Here is a 19,975-nt window from a genome sequence, read left to right on the forward strand (position 1 = left end):
GCGAACTATGCAAGACTGATAAAATGGCTAACTGGCTCCGTGCGATTGCTTCGTACCTCGCAATGACAGCATGGTGAAAACACCCATAAATACCCCTGTCTGCCGACAGGCAGACATAATTTGTTATTACTATTATTGAGATTATTGTCTCAAATCTTTCTTACTGCAACAACAATTTCAAACTAAAGCCGAAGTTGGCGAACGAAGTGTTGAAGGCTTGTGAGGTGTATGGTTTTGTGATGGTTGAATCGTAGAACACGCGCATGGTGAAACGTTTGTTGAGCATGTAATCAACCGATGGCCTTACGGCGATATTTTGTGAACCTGATGATACTTCGGCAGATTGTACGTCGGCACGATAGATGAGAGTTTTGGTATCGTTGATAGAGAAATCGAGCTTAAAGTTCATGTCGTTATTTAACAACAAACCGCTGAATAAGCCGAATGGGAACCTGAAGTGGTTGGTACGGTAGCCAAAGCCAAATACCAGGTTGCTTTCGTTTTGCTGGGCGAGCTGGCTGTTGGCCAAACTTAAGCTCAGTGTACGGGCCTGGCGGTATTCTATATTAGTGGTCATGGTGTTATGAAAACGCATATCCATCCCGATCAAGGGCACAAATTGCTCAAAAATAGTTACCTGCGAGAACTGGTACGATGGCAGGAAATCGTTGTTCACATCGCGCACATCAACACCGCCATTGCTTTCGTGGTAACGTTGCAGGGTGCTGAAGCCATTGATATTGTAACTTGAACGATAGCCATGGCGGATATCGAACGAGTCGAAGATCTCGGCCAGGAATGGCAGCTTGCTTAAGCCTCCGTAGGTGATCTGCCAGTTTGGTATCGGTATATTGGGGAAGCCACCAGTTTTAGAACCCGATGGATCTTTGCCTGAATATGCGGCCAGGAAGGCATCAACCAATACATTCTGTGAGTTTGGCCCGTAGCCATCGGCAAAACCAGCCGTTACACCGGTGGAGTTAGGGTTAGTACGGCCCAGTCGTTGTGATACCACGGTACGATTATCCAGGAATTTTTGGAATACGCTTGATGTATTGTTAACCCCGCTGCTTTTGCTGAACGCGGTAGCTATGGATAGGTACGAGATGCTGTAATCGCCTGTAGTTAACGGACTCAGGTTTTCAAAACTATTAGTAAGCGGCGAAAACTTAAAGTTGGTTTGATAATTAAGGTTGCGGGTTTTAAAGGCCGTTAGCTCAATACGCAGATCTTTTAACAGCTCGATAGAACTTTTAAAGTGCATATCCTCGTTAAGGGTAGTTACATATAACTGGTTTTGCAAGGTGTCCCTACTGATCCAGCCGTTAGCCAGCGCACGGCTACGAAGATCGGCCTGGCTGCCTAATAAGAAGCCTATACCCGGCGCATTGTAGCTGGGGTCTTCGCCATACCAATTAGTATTAGGCAGGTAACCCGGTATAAATGTACCCTCGGTACGGTTGTATGAGCCACTAATATTTTTGATGCTGGTTAACAAGCCTACCAATACGCTGCTCACGCTACCCTTATTATTAGGATCGCTGGCTTTACGGATGAAGGCAAATTTGTTATAGAGCGATACCAGGTTCAAAGTTGGGTTTAATTGGATAGCACGCGAATTTTGAATACTGTTACCTACGTTAAACTGGGGATCGGTGATGGCGAAAAGCGGCGCGGTTTTCCATTCAAATTTGGTTTGATAATGGGCAACGAGGCTTGTCCAGTCTAAGCCCGGTATTTTGTTGATGGGTACAGTATAGCCAAAGTTAAGCGTATGGTAATAATCGGTAGTACGGCCAAGGCTCTTCAAATTGTTCCACAAGGTATCCTGCTTTAACCCATTGATACGCCCGGCAGGTTCATCAACTACGGATAGGTTGGTGGCGTCAATATCCATCTGTAATGATTTGGATAAGTTCCAGCCGATACCATATACACGGGTAATAAGGAAGTTTTTGTTATAAGTAGTTAGCAGATCCTGGTTTAACGGGATATAGTTATTAGGGTCGTTATTACGCAGGGTGTTTTCGGAATATAACCTGTCAAAATCGATCCGGAAGTTTAAGCGCGATGGTAATAAGCTATAGTTAAAATCGCGGAAGATAGCGAGCAAATTGTTCTTGATCACCTTCTGAAAAGGTGTGTAGTATCTCGGCTGGTCGCTATAGTTATAGGCCAATGATACCTTGTAGGTTTTTTGCAAAGCGTTTGATGTGGTAAAATCATGATGATCATACTCGGTATAGGCGTAGGTTCCGCTCAGGTTCTCAACATCCCAAAGATGGTTTGGCGATTTAACATCTGTTTTAACCTTATGAACGTTAGCCAGGTTGATACTCTTACGCAGGGTATAATCTTCGGCCGTTTGTACCACGTTTTGAATAGAATCGTGTTTGGCCGCGGATGCTGCGTTTATCTCGTCCTTCAGTTTTAAATCCGGCGATGCAGGATCGTATTTCGGCGTGATTAATTGTGATGACACATCAACATAAAGCGGGATACGCATACCAGTTTTTTCAGGGAAAAACTTGCCCAGCTCCATATTCATAGATACATCAAAATTACGGGTATCGTTCAAACTGCGCTGACTCACCTTTTGGTCAATGTTTCCAAAGCCTGCCGTACTCATACTTCCGGATACGGTTACCACAGCCAGATCGGCAAGTTTGGCATTTAAACGGGCAGTTGCCGCCCAGCCGCCCTGCTCTTCAAAATCAGTTAAGCGTAACTCATTAAACCATACAATGGCCGATTTATCTAAACCATCATCGCCAGATGCTACGTTGCCTTTGTAGGGGTTGCGCACACCCAGCATTACGGTAGCCAAACGGCTCAAATCGGGCTGACCTTTAATGGTGATCCTGTTTTTGCCGCTGGTAAAGGTATACGGAACATTAATAGGCCACGAAGCATTGTTTAGCCTGGCATTATTACGGGCAATTTTGGCATTGGTTAACAGCGATAAATCGAAATCAAGACTATTTGTAGCAGGCCATATCAAACCCCCATCACTTGTACCGGGTTGAGTAATTGTTAAAGGCACTTCGTACTCGTAGTAGTTATCTACATAGTCAACTCCCATCCGGATAAAGCCGCTAATGTCATTGTCTTTTAGTGATGAAGCCCCAATTTGCTCGGCGTGGATAAACATTTGTAAGTGTTTATACTGGCGCAGATCGTTATTGAAGGTTTTGAAGGTTGCCCTTGAATAACCATCACGGAGCGCCTTAACCGTAACCGATAGGGATTGTTCGTTCAATTGAACGTTAGTAGCCAGGTTATTATAATCGCGCTGGCGAACAATGCCCGGTGGCACTACATAAGGTATTGGTGAGCGTGTACCGTTCTCTTCAATGTTAACGGTACCTACGTCAATGGTAGAATTATCTAAAGCGGGTGTAGTACCCAAACCTGGGTCGGCAATTACGTTTGCAGGGTTATTTTCGGTGTTGAACGCGCGCCATTCGCCCCTAACCAATTGCAGGGCAGCAAAACGGAGAACGGCGGTATCGGCAAAGTTGGTCATGAACATGCGGATAAAGCGGATAGCCTTAAAATCCTGAATATTACCCACCTTACTTTGGTAGCTGCGGATGGGGATGCGGAACTGGTACCAGTTTACTGTTTGGGTAGTACCATTGGCCAGTTTTACATTGGCGGCTACCTTATCGGTGATAAAATTCTGACCGATCAACATATCCTGCGGGCGCACTGATACTTTGTATTGGAAATACTCATCAGCCTCGCTCATCGTATTGTCGCGGTTAACATCCTCACCATCCGGCAGTGATGTTGAAGCACCTGTTGAGATCCCCAACAAAGCCTGTGATTGCTGGGATGTCATGGAGTTACCCTCGGTACCGTTGTACTTGGCATAGCGTTGTAAAATACCGGCATTGGCCTGGTCTAAAGCACCGCCACGGTAGTATTGAAAATCATCGCCAGAAGGGTCATTAGCAAAATTATTGGCAGCGGTAGCATTTAGCTGCGCCCTTACCTGTGCAACAATGCTGGCATATTTTACACGTTCGTCGGCATCGTTCATGCCATCTAAACCTACATCCTGTAAAAGGCGGGCATCCGGGTTATTATCGAACGAGTTTACTACGGGTTGTAGTTTGGGCACACGACCCCAAACGGTTTCGTCAACTTTGGTCAGGTCACCATCAACAGGCAAACCGTTCTCTAAACCTTTGCGGCCATCTTTTAATATATCTTCGGAGATACTACCCAGGTTGAAATACAGATCGCCACCCGGTGATGCGGGCTTGTAGATGAATGGGTCGAGTACCCAAAACTCAATGTAGGCCACATTAAGTGATTCAAAATCGTTTACATCAATGCGGCGGAACATGCCACCCCATCGGGTTTTAGGATTTTGCAGCGTACCATCAATATTTAAACCGGTAGTTGTAAAGTTATACGGACCGCGGATGGTTGGGTAATAGGCCAGATCTAAAGTGGGCAATGGCAGCGGCGTACCGGTTACCGATTGCTTGTATGGATAAACTTCCTGCTCAAAAACCTGGCGTACGTAATGGTTGGATAGCTCGTTACTGGCATTGGCCAATGGTGGCGAATCGCCGCTTGAACGGTTATAGAATATAGGATCGATATTATAAAAAGCCAGCCTTGCACGGTTGTAGCCGTATGACAGGTTGTTGGTAAACTGTGCTTCGGAAAAGAGTTGCGGTGTGCCGGATATTTGCCAGTTAATAGCGCTCTTGATATCGATCAATGAGCGGCTATTCTCAAAGTCATCCAAATAAGATGTTCCGTTAGCTCCGGCGAAGTTTAAGGCGCTTGGATGGCCGGGTATTAGTTGTGCAAACTCGCCGCTAAAGTTTACCGATGATGGCGCTTTGGTTGATATGAAAGGGATCTTATCAACCAAACGGGTTAACATGCGCGATGATGAACTATAATTGGCATCAAAACCCCAAATGGTATTTGATATAGGTTCATCGCCAATGCTTATTTTTTGTGTAATGGGCTGCTCGCTTAGGTGCATTATGGTTGCACCAACGCTTAGTTTGTTATCAACCTTATAATCAAACCGGGAGCCGTATAACGACTTTTGCTGAACACCAAACAGTTCGTTATTCTCTACATTGATGGTAATGGGTTGGCCCGATGCAAGTAAAGATGTGTTGAGGATACGTACCCTGCCAGCATTATAATCTACTGTAAAGTCAGTTCCCTCAATCAGTTTGTAACTGCCTGATGCTGCCACTACCGAACCTTGCGGGATATTGATGGCGTTCAATTGATAATCTGACCCCGATTGCGAGGTGTATGTTCCCTTAATAATGTATCGGTTTAACTGTGGGAAATATTGCTGCGCAACAGTTTTGGTAGAATCGTAGAGCGGTTGATAAACATATTTACTAACCAGATCCTGCTCGCTTGGCAAAAATTTACTGGCCAGATCTTTACCAAAAGGCTCCAGTACCGGGAAGGAGATCCGTCCGTTTTGTGAATCAATGGTTATGCCTTCCAAAAAGTCGAAATAACCATCGGGTTGTTTCTGGCTTTGCTGGTTTAGGTTATCTAAACCGGTTACTTGTATCCAGAGTTTATTTTTGGTATTCTGCCCCTCTTCCATAATGGGTTTTTCAATGCCCGATGCGTTATCAAGGTGGGTAATGTTCAGTTTAAAATCAGCCGGACTAATACCGTATGCCCCCAGCGAATAGATGTTTTTCATCATCAGTTTCCAGGTTGGCAGATTGGTTTTTAAGATCTCGCCTTTCAGCAATTTGGTATATAAAGCGGTTGGAGCGGCGGGGTCAACCTTAATATCCGATGAAAACTCACCCACCTGGTATTCAACACCATTGTAGGTATAACGATAAGCTACCGTTAAAACCTCATCGTTGTTTAATGGGTAATTTAACGAGATATAACCCAATTGCGAATGCAGGGTAAATTCTTTATCGGTAAGCTTACGGGCATAGGTTAATTTTGAATAGTTATTGGTAGCCCCGGTAGACTGGAAATAAGTATTAATAGCGGTACTGCTTGTTAAACGCGGATTGCCCGGCAAATTATTAATATTGGTTAACAGGTTGTTAGATTGCTGCGGAAAGCCCGGCCCTACAAAACCCGCAGGCAATGCGGAACTCCCACCGGCTAGCAAAGTAGTGTTGTAAGGTCTATTCTCACCCAAATCTATAAAGCCAATAATATCGCGCGAATCTGTGGTACTGTTGTTGCGGTTGGTTGTCCAAACCTCAATTTTGGTAATGCTGATATTGGAAGCTATGATGGGAATGTTGGCCAATGCCCTGTTGTAATTATCGCGGAAGTACTGCGCTAAAAAGTAGTGTTTATTAGCCTCATAATCAACAGGTGTTAACCGGAAAGGCGCTTGTTGCGTACCATTGGTAATGGTGATCTGCTGTGATTGTGAGCGCTGTTGCGAGAAAATACTGGTTACATCCAGCTTACCAAACTTGAGCTTCGTTTTTACTCCGAAAAGGGCCTGACTACCTGTAATAAGGCTGGTAGGTAATGGCATGCTCACGGTACCGGCCTCAATTTTCTGGATGATCTCGTCGGGCTTGCCTGTATAATCCAACTTAACCTGGTTCTCAAACTGGAACTGAGCATCGGTATTGTAATTGGTATTGATCTTTAGCTTATCGCCGATCATACCGGTTACGTTCATCTGGATATGCTGATCAAAATTGAAGTTGGCCTGTGTGCGTTGCGTACTATTGAACAGCGGATTTTGGTTGGTGTTGATCTGCCCGGCAAACACCATTTCGGCAGAACCTTGCGGACGGATATCAATGGTATTACTGCCAAATATTTGCTCAAATGTATGGCTCCTTATTTTTATCTGCGGAATAAAACCGGGTTGCTGTGATGCATAGGCATAATTATCGGCCAGTTGTTTAAAGTACGACCGTTGCGATTCGCGCTTTTTAAGTTCCAGGTATTGCGCGAAGGTTAAATATTGAACCGGGCGATAAAGCATATTGCCCACGCGTTCGGTTAGTATGTAACGGTTACTTGCCAAATCGTACTCAATGGTACGTATCAGGTTTGGCGGATCCAGATCAAATACACCCTCGCGGGCTTTGGCCGTATTGGTTTTATCAATTTTGATAGGATACTTAGCCGAAACCGAATCCTTTTTCAACGGCGTACCCGTTTGCGCGCGCAGCTGCGAACAGCTAAAAATAGCGGCAAAAAAAACGATGCAGAAAGCAAGCCTTCGGGTAAAAGTGTTGGTCAAGTGGCTAAGTAAAAATGTTCAGTAATTATAAGCTTTTAAGTGCAATTTTTATTAATTGCTCTACAGTTAAATTTTCAGTTGTCGACTTCATAGCATTATCAAGTGCCTTTTCGCCAACATTTTTTGCAAATCCCAGCATAACCAGGGCCGAAAGTGCTTCGTCTTTCGCCGTGTGTATTACGGGTACGTTAATCAATGTATCCGGTCCGTCTTTACGAAGTTTGTCCTGCAATTCCAGCACGATACGCTGCGCGGATTTTGGCCCTATGCCCTTAATACGTTGTATTAAAGGAACATCACCCTTAATAATGGCGTTCTGTATCTCAGTAGGGGTTATGGATGATAAGATCATCCTTCCCGTACCCGCTCCTATCCCGGAAACGGAGATCAAGTGTAAGAACAGCCTGCGCTCACCTTCTTCGGCAAAGCCGTATAGGGTATGCGCATCCTCTTTTACATGAAGCCAGGTGTAAAGTTTACAGTTTTCTTTATCAGATATACTGCTGTATGTGTTTAGTGAAATATTGATATGGTAACCAACGCCGCCGGCGTCAATAACCACATAGGTAGGGCATTTAAATGCTAATTTACCGCTGATGTATGCGTACATGTATTTTTTTGAATGATTGTAATATTATTAAATAATGATTTAAAAGCACAATTATTTTGTGGCTAATTTACTTAATAATTGAAACAGTAACGGCTATTTAACATATTACAATACATTCATTTTATTTATTTTTTCCCGGTGGCTAAAGCGGCTTCTTTTTCCTGAGCATCAACAACTGCGATAGTTACCATGTTCACAATTTCGCGCACGGAGCTACCTAATTGTAATACGTGAACCGATTTTTTCATACCCAATAATATCGGGCCAACCGCCTCAGCTCCACCTAATTCCTGCAATAATTTATAGGCAATATTACCCGATTCCAGGTTAGGGAATATCAGTGTATTCGCCGCATCACCAACCAGGGTTGAGAATGAGTAATTATCGGCAAGCAAGGTTGGGTTAGTAGCAAAGTTAGCCTGCATTTCACCATCAACTACCATTTCAGGATACTTTTCGTGAAGTATTTTTACCGCCTCGCGCGTTTTTTCGGGAATATCGCCTTCGTTTGAGCCAAAGTTAGAGTATGATAATAAAGCTACCCTTGGTTTAATGTTAAACTTTTTAACCGAGCGCTCAATCAATACTGTAATATCAACCAGATCTTGCGCGGTTGGGCTTACATTAACAGTGGTATCACCAAAAAACACAGGGCCATTTTTTGTGATCATCATATACATACCGGCTACTTTGGGTACTCCGGGCTCGGTACCGATAATCTGTAAAGCTGGTTTTACTGTTGATACATAGTTTTTGGTTAAACCGGATATCAAAGCATCCGCATCACCGAACTGAACCATACAGGCACCGTAGTAGTTACGATCGCGCATCAGCTTTTTGGCCTCGTACAAGGTAACCCCCCGGCGTTGGCGTTTTTTAAACAGGTAATCGGCATATTTACAGGCACGCTCGCCGGTATCCTGCCTTGGGTCGATGATCTGCACATCGCCTAATTGCAGTTCGTTGTCCAGCATGATCTGCTTGATGCGATCTACGTTTCCTAATAATATAGGGATAGCGATACCCTCATCAATTACGATCTGGGCCGATTTTAAGATCTTATAGTTGTCCGCCTCAGCAAAAACAACACGTTTTAAACCTGATTTGGCTTTATTGGTCAAATTACGGAGTATCTTATTATCAACACCCAAACGCGCTTTTAGCTCTTCAGCATAGGCATCCCAATCGGTAATTTGCTTGCGCGCTACCCCCGATTCCATAGCCGCTTTGGCTACAGCCGATGAAACTTCGGTTATTAACCGGCTATCCATCGGTTTAGGGATGATATAATCTTTATCGAAGTGAAGGTTACGGGCGTTATAAGCCAGATTTACTTCTTCGGGGACCGTCTTTTTCGCAATACCCGCTATAGCATGTACGGCGGCCAGTTTCATGGCTTCGTTAATGGAGGTTGCCCTCACATCTAACGCACCACGGAATATGTATGGAAAACCCAATACGTTATTCACCTGGTTAGGATAATCTGAACGGCCCGTTGCCATAATGATATCTTTACGCGCTGCTACGGCAACATCATAAGCAATCTCGGGGTTAGGGTTAGCCATAGCGAACACGATAGGATTCTTGGCCATCAGTTTCAGCATATCCGGTGTAAGCACATTACCTGCCGACAGGCCAATAAATACGTCGGCATTTTTCATGGCATCAGGCAACGTTTGCACATCGGTACGGGTTGTTGCAAATTGCATACGCATGTCATCCAAATCGGTACGACCTGGGTGGATCACACCGTTGATATCAAACATCACCAAATTCTCTTTCTTTACCCCTAACGATAGGTAAAGCATAGAGCAGGAAACGGCCGCGGCACCCGCGCCATTTACTACCATTTTGATCTTGTCCAACTTTTTACCTTGCAACTCACAGGCGTTGATCAATGCCGCTGACGATATAATGGCTGTACCATGCTGGTCATCGTGCATTACGGGGATATTCATTTCGGCTTTAAGCCTGCGCTCAATTTCAAAGCAGGTTGGTGCCGAGATATCTTCGAGGTTGATACCACCGAAGGTTGGTTCTAAAGCCTTTACTATTTTAACAAACTGATCAACATCGGTGCAATCAACTTCTAAATCGAATACATCAATATCGGCATAAATTTTAAAGAGGAGGCCCTTGCCTTCCATTACGGGCTTGCTGGCTTCGGGGCCAATATTGCCTAAACCTAAAACTGCTGTTCCGTTGCTAATTACGGCAACCAGGTTACCTTTAGCGGTATATTTATAAACATCGTCTTTAGTTTGGGCTATGCTCAGGCATGGCTCGGCCACACCCGGCGAGTAGGCCAGTGATAAATCGCGTTGTGTATTGGTTGGTTTTGTAGGTACTACTTGTATTTTTCCCGGGCGTCCTTTTGAGTGATATTCTAACGCGTCGAGTTTACGATTGGTCTTGTTCATCAGTTATGATTAGAGACATCAAAATTACGATTCTTTTTTGACCCAACTTAAAAAATAAAAACGGCTCTGAGGTTTTCAGAGCCGTTTTTAAATATAAAGGGATGTTATTATGCTTATCCGCGGTTAATTTTCAGTACCATACCGGGTTGAATGATACCTTTTTTCAAACCATTCAATGATTTGATATCCTCAACCGAGTTATCAAATTTTTCGGCAATTTGAGATAAGGTATCTCCTGATTTAACTTTATAAGTCATTACCGATTTTACATCTTTAGTTTTAGATGAGCTATATTTATCATCGGATGATGATGATGGCGCGGCAATCCTTAATTCGGCACCGGGGATTGCTTTCAGGCTACGCAGGTTGTTCCATACTTTAATATCCTGCACTTCGCATCCAAACTTATCTGCTATTGAGGTTAATGTTTCGCCTCTCTTAACGGTGTGGAATGTTGGCAAAGCACGCTCTTTACGTTTTACAAATGATGATGGTTCGTTATAGCTCGCGGTAACGGCCTCAAACTGGTTTGCTGCTTTTGGCTGGCTGTTCAGTGTTTCGTACAATAAAGCAAAACGGGTTTTATCTATTTGCGGGATAACTAAACGCTTAGGCGCGGCATCACTACCATTAATAATTTGCCTTTTGTATTGCGGATTCAACATACATATCTGGCGCATATCAACATTCAAAACTCTTGATATATCAGATAAACCCACATATTTATTCACTTGAATGGTATCGGTTTTAACAGCCATATCGCACTGAGACGGCATAATATTGTGCTTGGCGTAATAGTTCATTACGTAAGCAACAGCAATATATGCTGGTACATAATTGCGGGTTTCGGCAGGTAAATATGGCCTGATGGACCAAAAATCGCTTGCTCCGGCTTTTTGGATAGCGCGGGTAATGTTTCCTTTACCGCAATTGTATGATGCTATGGCTACCAACCAATCGCCAAAATCCTGATAGGCATCTTTAATGTATGCCGCCGCTGCGTAGCTGGCTTGTATTGGGTCTTTACGCTCATCAACGTAATTATCCATATTTAATCCATACAATTTAGCTGTTGCGAACATGAATTGCCACGGACCAGTTGCGCCTACTCGCGATACAGCATTAGGATCAAGAGCTGATTCAACTATTGATAAATATTTGATCTCTTCGGGGATGCCTGCATCCCTGAAAGCTTTTTCGTAAATTGGGAAGTAGTATTTGGTTAAGCCTAAAATACGGGCTATTGATTCTTTACGGCCCGGTGCGGTGTAAATATCAATGTAGCTTTGTACATATTGGTTATAATCTAACTGAACATCCTTTTGAACAGAATCTAAACGGTGTTTGTAGATCATGTTTTGATATGATGCCAAAATGTTATCCGCCACAGCGGGAACAAAAGCGTTGACAGTATCGCCGGGGGCTTGGGTATTAGCAGATGTGCTGGTAATGATTTTGCCAAAAGTGGCTTTGTTTTTTTTGTTGCTGTGTAGCGAATCGGCTTTTGCAAAATGGATCAGGAGGATACAGATGATACAAGTCGAAATTTTCTTCATGCTTTACATTTTTTTTTCGGCATTCAAGCCGCACTTTAACTTAACTTCACTAAGATACTAATTTTTAGATAGTTCCAAAAAATATTTTGAGAACTGGAGAAGCTGTGCTTCCGCGAAAGATTTGGTTAATAACTGTAATCCTAACGGGAGTCCGGCGCTATTATTGCCTACCGGTAAAGAAATTGCCGGAATTCCGGCCAAAGAAGCCTGCACCGTAAAGATATCGGCAAGATAACGCACCGTAGGATCTGTAATTTTTTCGCCCAATGGAAATGCCGGTGTTGGTGATGTTGGTATCAGGATAAAATCGTAATTCTGTAGTATTTCGTTCGTTTTATCGCGTATCATGCGCCTAACTCTTTGCGCTTTTGCATAGTAAGCATCGTAATAACCTGCGCTCAATACAAATGTACCCAGCATAATGCGGCGTTTAACTTCTTTACCAAAACCTTCGGAACGTGATTTTTTATAGGTTGATTCCAGATCGGTAGCGTTGCGGCTACGGTAACCGTAGTGTACACCATCAAAACGGGCCAGGTTAGACGAGGCTTCGGCTGTAGTTAAGATATAATAGGTTGGCACCACATATTCCATCAGATCGAACGATACGGGCTCAACAACGTGGCCATCCTGCTTTAGTTTATCGATGTATAAGCGTTGTAAGGTTTTAATTTCGGGATCAACCCCATCACTTTCCAATGTTTCGGTAATGTAGGCGATACGTTTTTTGCCTGTGGTTTGCAGATCTTGCGAATACGCAGGTACGGGCACATCGGCAGCGGTAGCATCCCGTTCGTCGGCCCCGGCTATGATCTCTAAAAGTAGTGCCGCGTCTTCCACCGAATTGGCAAAAGGCCCCGCCTGATCAAACGACGAAGCATAGGCTATCAAACCATAACGCGAAACACGGCCATAAGTTGGTTTTAACCCTACACTACCGCAAAACGCGGCTGGCTGCCTGATAGAACCACCGGTATCGGTACCGATAGCAGCATGGCACATGCCCGCTTGTACAGCAACCGCGCAACCACCCGATGAACCACCCGGAACACGGGTATTATCGGCAAAGTTTTTTACCGGGCCAAAGTATGATGTTTCGTTAGCGCCCCCCATGGCAAACTCATCGCTGTTGCAACGGCCAATAATAATTGCATCCTGCGCAAGCAAACGCTCAACAACGGTTGACGAAAATATAGAGACAAAACCATCCAGTATTTTTGACGAGGCTGTTACCTGGTGGCCTTTGTAACAAATGTTGTCTTTTATGCTGAGCACCATGCCGGCAAGCCTCCCGGCGGTGCCTTGCTTTATTTTATGGTCAATAGTATGGGCCTGTTCCAAAGCCTCGTCGCCAAAAACTTCGTTAAACGCGTTTAAGTGTTCGTGAGTTTTAATGTTATGTAAATACATTTCAACCAATTCAACAACGCTGGTTGCGCCTTGTTGGATATCGGCTTGAATGGCAGACAAAGTGGTGTAGAGTTTCGTCATATTAGGGGCGAAAATAAAAAACTTATTGCACACTGGCTATTAAACCGCGTACAACAAGTTTAAATATCGACAAACATACTGGATTAAGTATATTTAGTTTGAAATTTAGGCTTTCTTTTCAGTGTCAGTTGGCTCTACGCCTGCCTGTGCATCTTTAAATTCTTTAATTCCTTTACCTAAACCACGTGCGAATTCGGGTATTTTTTTACCACCAAAAAGGAATAATGCCAATACTACAATTATTGCAATATCGGGTGCACTCATAAACAAAAGTGTTGACTGTATCATTGATTAATTTTTTAATAAGATTGGTGCGATATGGTATTGGGTGGTTGGCTCAAATCAGGTTTGGGTAGTGTTGGTTTTTCAGCGGCAGATTCCTGGGGAGCGGTTGGATCAGGTGTAGGTGTAGTGTTATGTTCTTCGTGCGATACTATTGATATGTCATGATTTTCGTGAAAATCTGCAGTATGATCGTAAACCTGCTCTTCGGGCTGTGTTTCTGTAATTGGTGCCGCCGGTGTTGTATCGGTACGTTTTGGCTCGGCATCATAATTATTGATCTGCGAATGGATCTCGCGCTTTACGCCGTCGCTCATATCTTTAAACTCGCGGATGCCTTTACCCAGGCCACGTGCAATTTCAGGGAACTTATCGCCTCCAAATAAAATAAGGGCGACAAACAGAATGAGCATGATCTCGCTTCCGCTGAAACTAAAAAACAAAAAAACTGAACTTAACATATCCGGATTCTTTACAGACTACAAAGATAAGACAATTTGCGGGTGATAAGGTTTATTTTTAATTTGGAGCCAACCACGATGCGGGGTTCATATCATCAAACCCTTTGTGAACCTCAAAACCAATTTCGGTATCGCCGCTGGCCGAATCTGTAGCTGCCACGCCGATAGATTGTTTTGTTGAAACCTTTTGCCCCTTTGATACACTTACCGATTTTAAGTTGGAATACACCGTTAAATAAGCACCATGGCGTACTATTACCATATATGCACCTTCAATATCCTGCACCAGCAGTACATCGCCCTCAAATACTGCTCTTACACTGGCATTTGCATTGGTTTTAATGTTAATACCTTTGTTTTCGTCTTTAATACCATTGAGGTAGTAAGTACCGTAACCGTGTGTTACTATACCGTTTGAAACCGGCCAGGGCAAACGGCCGCGGTTGCCTAAAAAGTCGCTTGATAGTTTGGCAGCTTCGGGGGTAGCACTCAACGCTTCTGATGAAGATGATGATACCTTTTTGCGAACCGGGGCAGGTGCGTTTGCAGCTTTGGCACGGGCGGCTTCGGCGCGGGCCTCTTCCTCCTCTTTACGCCTTAAAGCTTCCAACTCCCTGCGTACCGCTGATGCGTAGGCGTTATTAATTTTAGATAATTTGCGCTGAGTAATGGCTTGCTCCTGCTTAACTTCTTTTTGGTGCTTTGACAGATCCTGAACTACTTTGGCCTGGTTATCTTTCTCTTTACCTAAGGTTTGCTTTTCAGTTTCCTGATCTTTTAACAGACCGCTTTTCTCTTGCTTGTTTTTATCAAGCTCAACAATTTTTTGGCCAAGCACCTTTTGAGTACCCGTAATATATGCTGCCTGGCGCTCACGGTACGATCCTATTTGTTGCATGTATCTTAAGCGCTTGTACGCCTGGTTAAAATCTTTAGCTATAAAAACGAACATCAATTTATTATACGCGCTTTTATTATGGAATGCGAAGAGCACCATAGCGGCATACTCTTTTTTGAGCTGCTGTAATTGCGATTGCAAGCTATGTACCGTGTTGGTATTATCGGTAATCTGGTTATCTAAAGCGCGAATGCTTGAGCTGATGTTTTTGATCTTTTCTTCGCGCAGGGAGATCTGGGCCTTAATAGCTTCCAGTTGCTTGATGGTGAACTTTTTGCTTTTGGTGGTTTGTTCCAGATCGGCATTTAGCTTTTCGAGCTGCTGGTTTAGCTGCTCACGTTGCCTTTTAAGTTCGGAACTGCTTTGCGCGAAACCTTTTACCGTTCCCAACAAAACAAACACTAATAAAATGATAACCGATCTAAAAAACTTCATTGGGGCAAACTTAGCAATTTTTCACCTTTTTATATACCACTTACTTTACAATGCCGAACCGGGTAGGAACCGAAAACGGATAAGTTAAATTCTGGTCAAAATCTGCTTTGGTATAATGCAGCTCGGCCTGAATACTTTTAGCCCCGGCTCTTGAATCGATATTGATCTTAGAGGGGATAACCTTAGTACCGGCTTGTATAAAAGCGGAATTATCCACCTGTAAGGATTGCTGCGCGGCTCCATTTGACATGGCTGTGCGGCTCACCCGTAAATCGGCACCAATGTTTAGCTGATAAACCAGTTGTTGCAGTTCGCCGTTAATTACAATATTTCCGTTATCCGGTTTTACACTGGTATCGTCTTTCAATAAATTAGGAACTGCATTACCGATCAATAATGCTTCCAGCGTTTGGTAATTGACCTGCTTGCTGGTATATTGATAAACAAAGCTGAAAGGTTTTTTGAGATACGTACTCTCTAACCTGTTCATCACTTTAATGCTATCAGGCGTGATGAGCGCGCGTGCTACCTCAACACCTAAAACCGCGGTAATGGAAACCCATATTTGCTGGTTTTTTTTGATACGAATGTTAAACGTAACATCATGGCTGCTGCCATCGATACTCAATTTAGCCTGGGCCTTTCCGGAAAACGTAACAAAATCAACCTGCTTTAAACGGATAGCCCTCAGCTTATCCAATTTATAACTATCTAAAGGCGTTTTAGTTATTACAGAAGGTTTAACTACAGCCGTTGAAGCCGCAACTGATGTGGTGCCTGTAACCACCGGATTTTTTAGCACGACAGAATCTTTAGCATTGGCCGTATCGGGTTTACGATCAACCATTAAGTGCTTTCGCGACTTACAGCTAAATAATGCCAGCAGGCATAATACGGCTATAAGTTTATTCAATGTATTTCTTTTCATTTATTTTACGGTCTAAAACGCTGGCATTGCCCCCCATTTGTTTGGCTTTGGTCCAGTTGAGTACGGCGGCGTTGGCATCACCTAAGTAGAACAAAATATCGCCGTAATGTTCAATTTGAACGGCGCTTTTATCTTTATCGTTGGCTATAGCCTTTTCTATCCAGATCTTAGCGTCGGTGTATTTTTTTTGTTTGAAAAGGATCCAGGCATAAGTATCCTCAAACGATGCCGTATTGGGTTGAATATCGTTTGAGTGTTTTGACATTTGCGCGGCCTTTTCCAATTGCTCGTTGCGTATGCTTAAATAGTATGCGTAATTGTTAAGCGTGTAAGCGTTATCAGGGTTGTACTCTATTGATTTTTCGTAAGCCTCGTCCGATTTTTTATTATCCTTCATCCCATGATAGCAATCGCCTGTTGCCGAGTATGCCTGCGATAAAAGTGATTTATCCTGAGTTTCGAGCGATGGCACATTACTGATATAGCTTAAAGCTTTGGTATAATTTTTCTTTTGAACCAGGGCCACTCCTACCAGATAATTCATCCAGGCCTGGTTAGGGAAAATTGACAGTGCTTCCTGTCCATCTTTAATGGCTTCGTCTATGCTGTTATCACTCAGCTCGATCCGAACCAGTTGTTCCCAGGCTACATAAACCTGATCATCTAACTGGAGCGATTTTTTGTAAGCCGCCTTAGCATCTTTGCTTAAATCGTTTTGCATCAGCATATCGCCTAAAACAGCGTAAGCCTTTGAATTGGTTGGATGGGTTACTGTAATAATTCGGCTCAACTCCAGGGCACTGGCTTTGGCATTAGGATCGGGAAATTTGGGCAGATATCCCATAATAATGGTTAGTTCCTGCTCAACACTCAGATCGTTTTGGGCAAAGGCCAGTTTAAGCTGGTTAAAGCTGCCTACGTAATCCTTTTTATCTTTGTAGATATCGGCTAAAGCCAAATGGATATAACCATTATTGGGATCAACTTTTTGAGCGCGTTCTAAAATTTTGAGCGCCTTATCATTTAAATTGTTGGAGTTATAAATTTCGCTCAACATTAAATAATAGCGGATCTGATTTGGGTTAGCCTTGATCATATCTTCCAGTCCGGCAGCGGCGGGGCCTATTTTACCTTGCTTGATATATATTTTTTGACGGGCTAATACCAAGTCATCATTTAAGCCAATGTTTTGTTCCATCTGCTTGTAGATGGCGAGGGCTTCATCGTATCTTTTTTGGATGTAATAAGCGTTGGCCTTGTCAAACTGGTATTCGGGGTTATCGGGATCAAGACGGATCAATTCGTTAAAAACGCTTTCCAGTTTAGGCAGGTCGTTGCTTTTTTCGTAAGATTCGGCCAGGGCCATCCAATAGTATTTATTATCCCGGCTAACGGTAACGGCTTTTTCAAACAGGCCCTGCGCGGCCTGGTTGTCGTTTTGGACACGTTTTATTTTACCCAACTCATACAGAGTGGCATCGTTTGATGGGTCTATTTGTAATATCTTGTTGAACAGTTCGGTTGCCGATGCATAGCTACCAATTGTTTTTTCGCGTAAGGCCGAAAAGAACAATTGTTTTACGGCAACACTATCGGCATACGTCATGGGTTTTGAAGCCACGAGTACAAATTTTTTGTCGGCTGGTTTATTATCCTGCGCACAGGCAAGCCCCATCATAAATGGCGATACTAAAAGAAATATGGCAAGCCTTTTTTTCATCTGTTGATTAAACTCCGGTGTGGCCGTAACCGCCGTGCCCGCGTGATGTATCGGTTAATTCTTCGGCTTCGGTCCAGTTCACTTGCTCGTGTTTGGCTACTACCATTTGGGCTATGCGATCGCCAGTATTGATCTCAAACGGTTCGGTTGATAGGTTCACCAGTAAAACTTTGATCTCGCCACGATAATCGGCATCAATAGTTCCGGGTGAATTTACGATGCTGATGCCATGTTTATAAGCCAAGCCAGAGCGCGGGCGGATTTGGGCTTCGTAACCTACGGGTAACTCAATGTGCAAACCAGTGGGTATCAGTTTGCGTTCCATAGGTTGCAAGTGTATGGTCGCTTCCAATTCGGCACGCAGGTCCATACCTGCGGCATGGGCTGTTTCGTAAGCCGGCAGGGCATTTTTTGATTTGTTGATGATGCGGATGTTCATTTCTTTTTTAAGATCAACATGAGTTCTTTGCGTTCGGCATAGAATGTTATTAACGCAAATAATAGCAAAAGCGCATTGCCTGCAAAAATATTCCGGTTAAAAACAGTGAATGATAAAAATACGATCACAATTGAAGCGATAATATAGGCTAAATTCTTTTTAATATTATACGGGATGGGGTAATTTTTTTGTCCCCAGATGTAGGATAAGATCATCATAATAAAATATGCTGAAAACGAAATCCATGCCGAAGCCATATAACTGTATTGCGGAATAAAAATTACATTAAGCACAATAGTTGCCACAGCGCCTATTCCGGATATGTATAAAGCGTATCGGGTTTGATCGGATAGTTTATACCAAACGGATAAGTTAGTGTAAATACCCAGACATACATAACCTAAAAGCAGCGGCGGTACCACGTTTAAACCAACCCAGTATGAACGATTACTTACATAGTATTTCAATATTTGAATATTTGCTATTACGCCAACAAACATTAAGCACATGGTAATTACAAAATAATCCATAATGCGGGCGTAGGTATTGGCGGCGTTTTTATTTTTAGCGTGGCTAAAAAAGAAAGGCTCGGCACCCATACGGAAGGCCTGAATAAAAAGACTGAGAAATATGGAAAGCCTTGCACATGCCGAATATACCCCCACCTCGTGCTCGCTTATATTAGCTGGCAGGAGTTTACCGAGTAAAAGTTTGTCGAAGTTTTCGTTCACGATGTACGACAGGTTAGCGATAAGCATTGGCCAGCTATAGATAAGCATATCTTTAAACATAACGCTATCAAACCTTAGTTGTAACTTAAGTAGCTCTGGTAACAATATCAATAAAGTAACAATGCTGGCTACCAAATTTGATATAAATGCATAAGCTACCCAGCCCTCAATATACCAGCCTTTGAACCATTGCCAGGCAAATAGTTGATGCTCTATCCAATACGGTATGCCAAAAATAAGAATGAAGTTAAGGGTTACTGTTACCAGGATATTGATGAGTTTAATTACTCCGTATTTTATAGGGCGATCATCGGCACGTAGCTTGGCAAAAGGGATAACACACCAGGCATCAACAACCAAAATACCGATAAACAGTTTAATGAATAATAAAAACTGCTGTTGTGAGGTATTGTTACCAATGGTTATAAAGCTTGCAATAACATGCGTAAATGGTATAGTAAGCAGCATGAAAAATACCGATACCACGAATATTACCCAGAAACCATTATTGTAAACCTGCCTTTTATTATCGGGATATTTATTGAGATACCTGAAAAAAGTAGTCTCCATACCAAATGACAGGAATGCATTAAGCAAGGAGGCATAACTGTACATGGTACTGAAAATACTGTACACCTTTGGAGCGTAAGCCGAAGTATAGAGTGGGGTAAGTATAGAGCTTAACAAACGCTGTACTATAGTACTTAAACCATATATGGCCGTTTGCCCGGCAAATTTTTTAGCTGTAGACAATGTATTAT

At 43.2% G+C, this 19,975-nt stretch carries 12 protein-coding genes; all 12 read right to left on the reverse strand.

Annotation, left to right across the window (positions count from 1 at the left end):
* Positions 1–160: 160 nt before the first annotated feature.
* Positions 161–7,243 carry a cell surface protein SprA gene (sprA, locus tag ABIN91_RS23580; RefSeq protein WP_348054081.1) on the reverse strand — a complete coding sequence of 2,361 codons (7,083 nt, stop codon included), beginning with the start codon at positions 7,241–7,243 and terminating at the stop codon, positions 161–163.
* A gap of 25 nt (positions 7,244–7,268) precedes the next feature.
* A complete protein-coding gene (gene ruvA, locus ABIN91_RS23585) occupies positions 7,269–7,853 on the reverse strand; it encodes a Holliday junction branch migration protein RuvA (RefSeq protein WP_348054082.1) in 585 nt (194 codons plus the stop codon).
* A gap of 125 nt (positions 7,854–7,978) precedes the next feature.
* Positions 7,979–10,273 (reverse strand): NADP-dependent malic enzyme, encoded by a 2,295-nt coding sequence (locus tag ABIN91_RS23590; protein ID WP_348054083.1) that lies wholly within the window; start codon positions 10,271–10,273, stop codon positions 7,979–7,981.
* 113 nt (positions 10,274–10,386) lie between these two features.
* Positions 10,387–11,829 carry a LysM peptidoglycan-binding domain-containing protein gene (locus ABIN91_RS23595; RefSeq protein ID WP_348054084.1) on the reverse strand — a complete coding sequence of 481 codons (1,443 nt, stop codon included), beginning with the start codon at positions 11,827–11,829 and terminating at the stop codon, positions 10,387–10,389.
* Positions 11,830–11,886: 57 nt separating this feature from the next.
* Positions 11,887–13,320: an Asp-tRNA(Asn)/Glu-tRNA(Gln) amidotransferase subunit GatA gene (gatA, locus tag ABIN91_RS23600; RefSeq protein WP_348054085.1), complete on the reverse strand. Its 1,434-nt coding sequence runs from the start codon at positions 13,318–13,320 to the stop codon at positions 11,887–11,889.
* 105 nt (positions 13,321–13,425) lie between these two features.
* The gene (locus tag ABIN91_RS23605) at positions 13,426–13,608 is read right to left on the reverse strand and encodes a twin-arginine translocase TatA/TatE family subunit (RefSeq protein WP_348054086.1); all 183 of its coding nucleotides are present in this window, start codon (positions 13,606–13,608) and stop codon (positions 13,426–13,428) included.
* Positions 13,609–13,619: 11 nt separating this feature from the next.
* Positions 13,620–14,063: a twin-arginine translocase TatA/TatE family subunit gene (locus tag ABIN91_RS23610; protein ID WP_348054087.1), complete on the reverse strand. Its 444-nt coding sequence runs from the start codon at positions 14,061–14,063 to the stop codon at positions 13,620–13,622.
* Between the two features lie 58 nt (positions 14,064–14,121).
* Entirely contained in the window at positions 14,122–15,396 is a 1,275-nt protein-coding gene (locus ABIN91_RS23615; protein ID WP_348054088.1) for a peptidoglycan DD-metalloendopeptidase family protein, read from the reverse strand.
* 40 nt (positions 15,397–15,436) lie between these two features.
* On the reverse strand, positions 15,437–16,324 hold the full coding sequence (locus tag ABIN91_RS23620; RefSeq protein ID WP_348054089.1) for a DUF4292 domain-containing protein: 888 nt from the start codon (positions 16,322–16,324) through the stop codon (positions 15,437–15,439).
* Positions 16,302–18,044 carry a tetratricopeptide repeat protein gene (locus tag ABIN91_RS23625; protein WP_348054090.1) on the reverse strand — a complete coding sequence of 581 codons (1,743 nt, stop codon included), beginning with the start codon at positions 18,042–18,044 and terminating at the stop codon, positions 16,302–16,304. The genes ABIN91_RS23620 and ABIN91_RS23625 overlap by 23 nt, the downstream gene beginning before the upstream one ends.
* 7 nt (positions 18,045–18,051) lie before the next feature.
* Positions 18,052–18,483, reverse strand: a complete 432-nt coding sequence (gene dut / locus ABIN91_RS23630; RefSeq protein WP_348054091.1) for a dUTP diphosphatase — start codon at positions 18,481–18,483, stop codon at positions 18,052–18,054.
* Complete coding sequence (locus tag ABIN91_RS23635) at positions 18,480–19,967, reverse strand: oligosaccharide flippase family protein (protein WP_348054093.1); 1,488 nt, start codon at positions 19,965–19,967, stop codon at positions 18,480–18,482. The genes dut and ABIN91_RS23635 overlap by 4 nt, the downstream gene beginning before the upstream one ends.
* Positions 19,968–19,975: the final 8 nt, after the last annotated feature.

Source organism: Mucilaginibacter sp., assembly GCF_039921305.1.
In the GTDB taxonomy this organism is placed as follows: Bacteria; Bacteroidota; Bacteroidia; order Sphingobacteriales; family Sphingobacteriaceae; genus Mucilaginibacter.

What these genes read in the sequence shown, in the direction of transcription:
- ruvA (WP_348054082.1), bottom strand. Translation starts at nt 7,853, where the DNA reads ATGTACGCATACATCAGCGGTAAATTAGCATTTAAATGCCCTACCTAT.
- ABIN91_RS23590 (WP_348054083.1), bottom strand. Translation starts at nt 10,273, where the DNA reads ATGAACAAGACCAATCGTAAACTCGACGCGTTAGAATATCACTCAAAA.
- ABIN91_RS23595 (WP_348054084.1), bottom strand. Translation starts at nt 11,829, where the DNA reads ATGAAGAAAATTTCGACTTGTATCATCTGTATCCTCCTGATCCATTTT.
- gatA (WP_348054085.1), bottom strand. Translation starts at nt 13,320, where the DNA reads ATGACGAAACTCTACACCACTTTGTCTGCCATTCAAGCCGATATCCAA.
- ABIN91_RS23605 (WP_348054086.1), bottom strand. Translation starts at nt 13,608, where the DNA reads ATGATACAGTCAACACTTTTGTTTATGAGTGCACCCGATATTGCAATA.
- ABIN91_RS23610 (WP_348054087.1), bottom strand. Translation starts at nt 14,063, where the DNA reads ATGTTAAGTTCAGTTTTTTTGTTTTTTAGTTTCAGCGGAAGCGAGATC.
- ABIN91_RS23615 (WP_348054088.1), bottom strand. Translation starts at nt 15,396, where the DNA reads ATGAAGTTTTTTAGATCGGTTATCATTTTATTAGTGTTTGTTTTGTTG.
- ABIN91_RS23620 (WP_348054089.1), bottom strand. Translation starts at nt 16,324, where the DNA reads ATGAAAAGAAATACATTGAATAAACTTATAGCCGTATTATGCCTGCTG.
- ABIN91_RS23625 (WP_348054090.1), bottom strand. Translation starts at nt 18,044, where the DNA reads ATGAAAAAAAGGCTTGCCATATTTCTTTTAGTATCGCCATTTATGATG.
- dut (WP_348054091.1), bottom strand. Translation starts at nt 18,483, where the DNA reads ATGAACATCCGCATCATCAACAAATCAAAAAATGCCCTGCCGGCTTAC.